This window comes from Streptomyces sichuanensis (assembly GCF_020328095.1).
Classification (GTDB): Bacteria; Actinomycetota; Actinomycetes; order Streptomycetales; family Streptomycetaceae; genus Streptomyces; species Streptomyces cinnamoneus.
The window spans coordinates 1-5,169 of record NZ_JAIXMK010000076.1 but is presented as its reverse complement, the minus strand read 5'-3'; the positions used below and the strand labels follow the sequence as shown (position 1 = coordinate 5,169).

General features: G+C 70.5%; 6 protein-coding genes. All 6 read left to right on the top strand.

All coding sequences use genetic code 11. The features are described from left to right. Positions 1-100: 100 nt before the first annotated feature. Positions 101-1,276, top strand: a complete 1,176-nt coding sequence (locus LE181_RS21115) for an acetoin utilization protein AcuC (protein WP_225662885.1) — start codon at positions 101-103, stop codon at positions 1,274-1,276. Between the two features lie 141 nt (positions 1,277-1,417). After that, complete coding sequence (locus LE181_RS21110) at positions 1,418-2,245, top strand: phosphatase (RefSeq protein ID WP_225662884.1); 828 nt, start codon at positions 1,418-1,420, stop codon at positions 2,243-2,245. Positions 2,246-2,373: 128 nt separating this feature from the next. After that, a complete protein-coding gene (locus LE181_RS21105; RefSeq protein WP_067299677.1) occupies positions 2,374-2,583 on the top strand; it encodes a helix-turn-helix domain-containing protein in 210 nt (69 codons plus the stop codon). Positions 2,584-2,693: 110 nt separating this feature from the next. Next, complete coding sequence (locus LE181_RS21100; protein WP_003948845.1) at positions 2,694-2,792, top strand: 30S ribosomal protein bS22; 99 nt, start codon at positions 2,694-2,696, stop codon at positions 2,790-2,792. A 216-nt stretch (positions 2,793-3,008) separates the two neighbouring features. Beyond that, on the top strand, positions 3,009-4,055 hold the full coding sequence (locus LE181_RS21095; protein ID WP_225662883.1) for an NAD-dependent epimerase/dehydratase family protein: 1,047 nt from the start codon (positions 3,009-3,011) through the stop codon (positions 4,053-4,055). 14 nt (positions 4,056-4,069) lie between these two features. After that, positions 4,070-5,113, top strand: a complete 1,044-nt coding sequence (locus LE181_RS21090; RefSeq protein ID WP_225662882.1) for a lysophospholipid acyltransferase family protein — start codon at positions 4,070-4,072, stop codon at positions 5,111-5,113. The last annotated feature ends 56 nt before the right edge of the window (positions 5,114-5,169 follow it).

Genomic DNA, 5,169 nt, shown 5'->3' with positions numbered 1-5,169 from the left:
AAAAGTCCGGGGCCTGCGGCATTTTTGCGTTCAGGGGTGTGCATCCTGAGGAGGACCTCCTGAGGAAACCCGCAGCAGGTCATCCACTACGGTGTCGCCCATGAGCGGCGGCCGGGCACAGGTGATGTGGGACGAGGCAGTGGTGGGCTACGACTTCGGCCCCGGGCATCCAATGGATCCCGTGCGGCTCGCGCTCACCATGCGGCTGGTCGAGGCGTACGGCCTGGACCGGGTGGCCCGTACGGTGTCGGCACCCCCTGCGGGGGAGTCGACACTACGGCTGGTGCACCGGCCGGACTACATCGCGGCCGTCCGGGCTGCCTCGGCCGACCCCGGGTCGGCTGACGGTTCGTACGGGCTCGGCACCCCGGACGATCCGGCGTTCGCGGGAATGCACGAGGCGGCCGCGCTGATCGCGGGTCAGTCCGTCGGAGCGGCCGAGGCGGTGTGGAGCGGATCCGCGCTGCACGCGGTGAACTTCGCCGGCGGGCTGCACCATGCGATGCCGGGCGGGGCGTCCGGGTTCTGCGTGTACAACGACGCGGCCCTCGCCGTCGCGCGGCTGCTCGAACTCGGTGCCGTACGGGTGGCGTACGTGGACGTGGACGTGCACCACGGGGACGGCGTCCAGGCGGCGTTCTGGGACGACCCGCGCGTCCTGACGATCTCGCTGCACGAGCACCCGCGCACGCTCTTCCCGCAGACCGGCTGGCCCGAGGAGACCGGCGGCACGGATGCCGAGGGCACCGCGGTCAACGTCGCGCTGCCGGCAGGGACGGGGGACGCCGGCTGGCTGCGGGCGTTCCACGCCGTCGTACCGGACCTCCTCGCCGCCTTCCGGCCGCAGGTGCTGGTGACCCAGCACGGGGCGGACACGCACTTCGAGGACCCGCTGGCGCACCTGGCCGTCTCCGTCGACGCGCAGCGGCTGGTGGCCGAGGCGTGCCACACCCTGGCCCACGAGCACGCGGAGGGCCGCTGGCTGGCCCTCGGCGGCGGTGGGTACGCGGTGACGGACGTCGTGCCGCGGTCGTGGACGCACCTGGTGGGCATCGCCGCGGGGCGGCCGGTGGACCCGGCGTCGGCGGTGCCCGAGGAGTGGCGTCACGAAGTGTTCCGGCGGACACGGCAGTTGGGGCCGCTGCGGATGACGGACGGCCGCACGCCCCAGTGGCGGGACTTCGTCGCGTCCGGCTACGACCCGGCCGACCGGCTCGACCAGGCGGTCCTCGCCACCCGCCGGGCGGTGTTCCCCTCCCACGGCCTGCTGCCCTAAGTGACGTGCGGTGGTGGACCGTTGAGTGACGCGTGGGGGGTGGTCCCTTGAGTGGCGGGCGGCGGCGGGCCGTTAGCCCGCACGTGGGACGGCGGCCGGGAAAGTGCCGTGGGGGGTCCGGCGGTCGGCGAGCATCAACCCGTGTTGACCCCTGTCCCCACCAGGAGCGCCCTGCGCGCCCATCTGCTGACGGCCGGTCTGGCGGGCACCGTGGCCACGCCGCGGGAGCGGAGCCTGCGGCGGTACCGGATGTTCGCCGCCCGCGACCCCCGGGTGCTGATCGGTCTGGAGCCGAAATATGACTGGCGCTTCGGCGACTTGTTGCGACTGATGGGTGAGAGGTGTGGAGTTTCGGCCGATCCCAAGGACACTTCAGGGCATGATGTGATCGACCCCGATCGCACGCTGGTGGCACTCGATGCCTTCGCGGACCGCCTCGCGACGGTGGCCGCGACCGGTTCGCCGGTGCTGCTGGGCACCGGTCACCCGCACCGGCTCCTGGGCTTCTACGCCGGGTTGGCAGTCGGTCTCTCGGCGGCGGGATGCACTGTCCTCACCCCGGCGCAGGGGCAAAGTGTCGACATAACGACCCGGTTCGGCGTACGTACTTACCGTCTTGACTACCTTCGAGGAGTCGCGATGGTGCGCGAGCCCGGCGCACGCGCCGCCGGGAGTGAGCCGGGCGCGCATACGCATTCACCCCTCCCGGTTCGGCACGTGCTGGCGGCCGCGGCGGACGGTGGCGGGCCCTTGCCGGCCATGGTCATCGGGGACCACGGATGGGTCTGCGGGGCAGGTCAGCTGGGCATTGAGGCCATCGGGCTGGCCGACTCGGACGACCCTGCGCTGTTCGTCGGAGAGGCCGAGGGGCGGGTGTCCGTGGCCGTTCCGCTTGATGACACTGTGCGGTCTGATTACTACCGACCGCTTACTCGCTATGTACTCAATCGAGCGTGTCTGTCACAGTAGGCGGCCGATGGCTGCTCCTCTTCCCCACTCGTATCACCCGCCCCTAACCTGGGGAGTGAGCGCGCAGCGACGAGGAGTCACCGGAGGGGAAGCCGGTGCGCGTCATGTGCGGAAGGTTCAGGTGTGTCATGGCTGCTGGCGAAAGGCCTCTCAACGAGGTCGTGTTCCTGACCGTGGCGGAAGTCGCCGCGGTGATGCGAGTCTCCAAGATGACCGTGTACCGGCTGGTGCACAGTGGTCATCTGCCGGCGATCCGGGTGGGCAGGTCGTTCCGGGTCCCAGAACAAGCGGTGCACGAGTACCTCCGAGAGTCCTACGTGGGGGTGGAAACCGCCTGAGAGGCACCTCGGATTACGCTGATCGCCCAGTGCCGGGTAGGCTGGCCCGATGTAGGTCGTGTGGGCTCGGACGCCCCGCACCGAGTGAATCGATGTAAGCGAGGGTAGTCGTGGGCTCTGTTATCAAGAAGCGGCGTAAGCGGATGGCCAAGAAGAAGCACCGCAAGCTGCTCAAGCGCACGCGTGTTCAGCGTCGCAACAAGAAGTAAGCAACGTCGCTGTGAACGTCCCGCAGCCCTCCCACCGGTCCTCGGTGGGAGGGCTGCGGTGCGTTGCGGTGAGTGAGTCTTTCGCTACGGCTTGAAATGACGCCCGGCCCGTCCGGCGGTCATCACAGTGCAACAACGACCCGCTACGGTGGCCGCCACAGGGCACCGCCCAGCGGGTGCACCGCTCGCCGGGCGAGGGGAAGGAAGGCGCTGATCTTGGGCAAGGTCGTGCTCGTCACCGGAGTCGCACGGCAGCTGGGGGGACGCTTCGTCCGTCGCATCCAGCGCGAGCCCGACGTCGACCGCGTCATCGGGGTGGACGCAGTGCCACCCGAGCACCATCTCGGTGGGGCCGAATTCATACGGGCGGACATCCGCCAGCCCACGATCGGCCGGGTCCTCGCGGAGCAGGGCGTCGACACCGTCGTCCACATGGACGTCAACGGCACTCCCCTGGGCAAGCGCGGCAGCCGGGCGCTGGTGAAGGAGACCAACGTCATCGGCACCATGCAGCTGCTCGGTGCCTGCCAGAAGACGCCGACGGTCAGGCGGCTGGTGGTGAAGTCCAGCACGAGCGTCTACGGCTCGGCGCCCCGCGACCCCGCGGTCTTCACCGAGACGACGCCGCCCAAGTCGCTGCCCAGCGGCGGCTTCGCCAAGGACGCCGTCGAGGTCGAGGGGTACGTCCGCGGCTTCGCCCGCCGGCGGCCCGACGTCGCCGTGTGCGTGCTGCGCTTCGCGAACGTCCTGGGGCCCTGCGCCGACTCACCGCTCGCCGAGTACTTCTCGCTGCCCGTGCTGCCCAGCGTCCTCGGCTTCGACCCCCGGCTGCAGTTCGTGCACGAGGACGACGCCATCGAGGTGCTGCGGATCGCCACCGGGGAGCCCCGCCGCGGGACGCTCAACAGCGGCACGTTCAACATCGCGGGTGACGGCGTCCTGCTGCTCTCCCAGGCCGCCAGGCGCCTCGGGCGCCCCACGCTCCCCTTCTTCCTGCCCACCGTCACCTGGGTCGGCTCCGCGCTGCGGTCGGTCGGGGCCCTGGACTTCTCGCCCGAGCAGATCCGGCTGCTCACCCACGGCCGCGTCGTCCAGACCACGCAGATGCGCGAGACGCTGGGCTTCCACCCCCGCTACACCACCGCGGAGGCGTTCGCGGACTTCGCCCGCAGCCGCGCGGCGGGACTGCTGCCGCCCGAGACCCTCGCCCGTACCGTCGACCGGATCGCCGCGCTGATGCCTGCCGGCCGCGGCCAGAACTGAGGAGCGCACGCACCATGGCCGATGCGAAGGTCATTCCGTTCGGCGAGGAACCCCGGTCCAAGCGGCGGGCGAAGCGCACGGGCCCGGCCCGTACGACGCGGGCGAAGGCGCCGCTGGCGCCCGTGCCGGCCCAGCGCGAGGAGGAGCCGCAGACCGCCGCCATGGCGGCCGGAGCGGCCGAACGGACGGCCGCCACGGGCGACGGAGCCGGACAGGGCGGCGGCTGGGAGCGGAAGGTCGCCCACGGGCTGAACTTCCTGCGGCGGCGGATCACCGGCGACTACGAGGTCGACGACTTCGGGTACGACAAGGAGCTCACCGACCAGGTGATGATGTCGCTGCTGCGGCCCTTCAAGGAGAAGTACTTCCGGGTCGAGGTGAAGGGCATCGAGAACATCCCGGAGAAGGGCGCGGCGCTGATCGTCGCCAACCACTCCGGCACCCTGCCCGTCGACGGGCTGATGCTCCAGGCCGCCGTGCACGACCACCACCCGGCCGGGCGGAACGTGCGGATGCTCGCCGCGGACCTCGTCTTCATGCTGCCGGTCGTCAACGAGCTCTCCCGCAAGCTCGGGCACACCCTGGCCTGCGCCGAGGACGCCCAGCGGCTGCTGGAGCGCGGCGAGGTGGTGGGCGTGATGCCGGAGGGCTTCAAGGGGATCGGGAAGCCGTTCTCGGAGCGGTACAAGCTGCAGCGCTTCGGGCGGGGCGGCTTCGTGCAGACGGCACTGCGTGCCGGGGCGCCCATCGTGCCGTGCTCGATCGTCGGGGCGGAGGAGATCTACCCGATGCTCGGCAACTCCCGGACGATGGCGCGGTTGCTGGGGATCCCGTACTTCCCGCTGACGCCCGCCTTCCCCTGGCTCGGGCCGCTGGGTCTGGTGCCGCTGCCGACGAAGTGGACGATCCAGTTCGGGGAGCCGATCCCCACGGACGACTATCCGCCGGAGGCGGCGGACGACCCCATGCTGATGTTCAACCTCACCGACCAGGTGCGGGAAACGATTCAGCACACGCTGTACAAGCTCTTGGTGCAGCGGCGGTCGGTGTTCTTCTGACGTATGCCGTGAGGGCCTGACGTACGTCGTGGGGCCGGTACTCCTTGCGGAGTACC

What these genes read in the sequence shown, in the direction of transcription:
- LE181_RS21105 (WP_067299677.1), top strand. Translation starts at nt 2,374, where the DNA reads ATGGCTGCTGGCGAAAGGCCTCTCAACGAGGTCGTGTTCCTGACCGTG.
- LE181_RS21090 (WP_225662882.1), top strand. Translation starts at nt 4,070, where the DNA reads ATGGCCGATGCGAAGGTCATTCCGTTCGGCGAGGAACCCCGGTCCAAG.
- LE181_RS21115 (WP_225662885.1), top strand. Translation starts at nt 101, where the DNA reads ATGAGCGGCGGCCGGGCACAGGTGATGTGGGACGAGGCAGTGGTGGGC.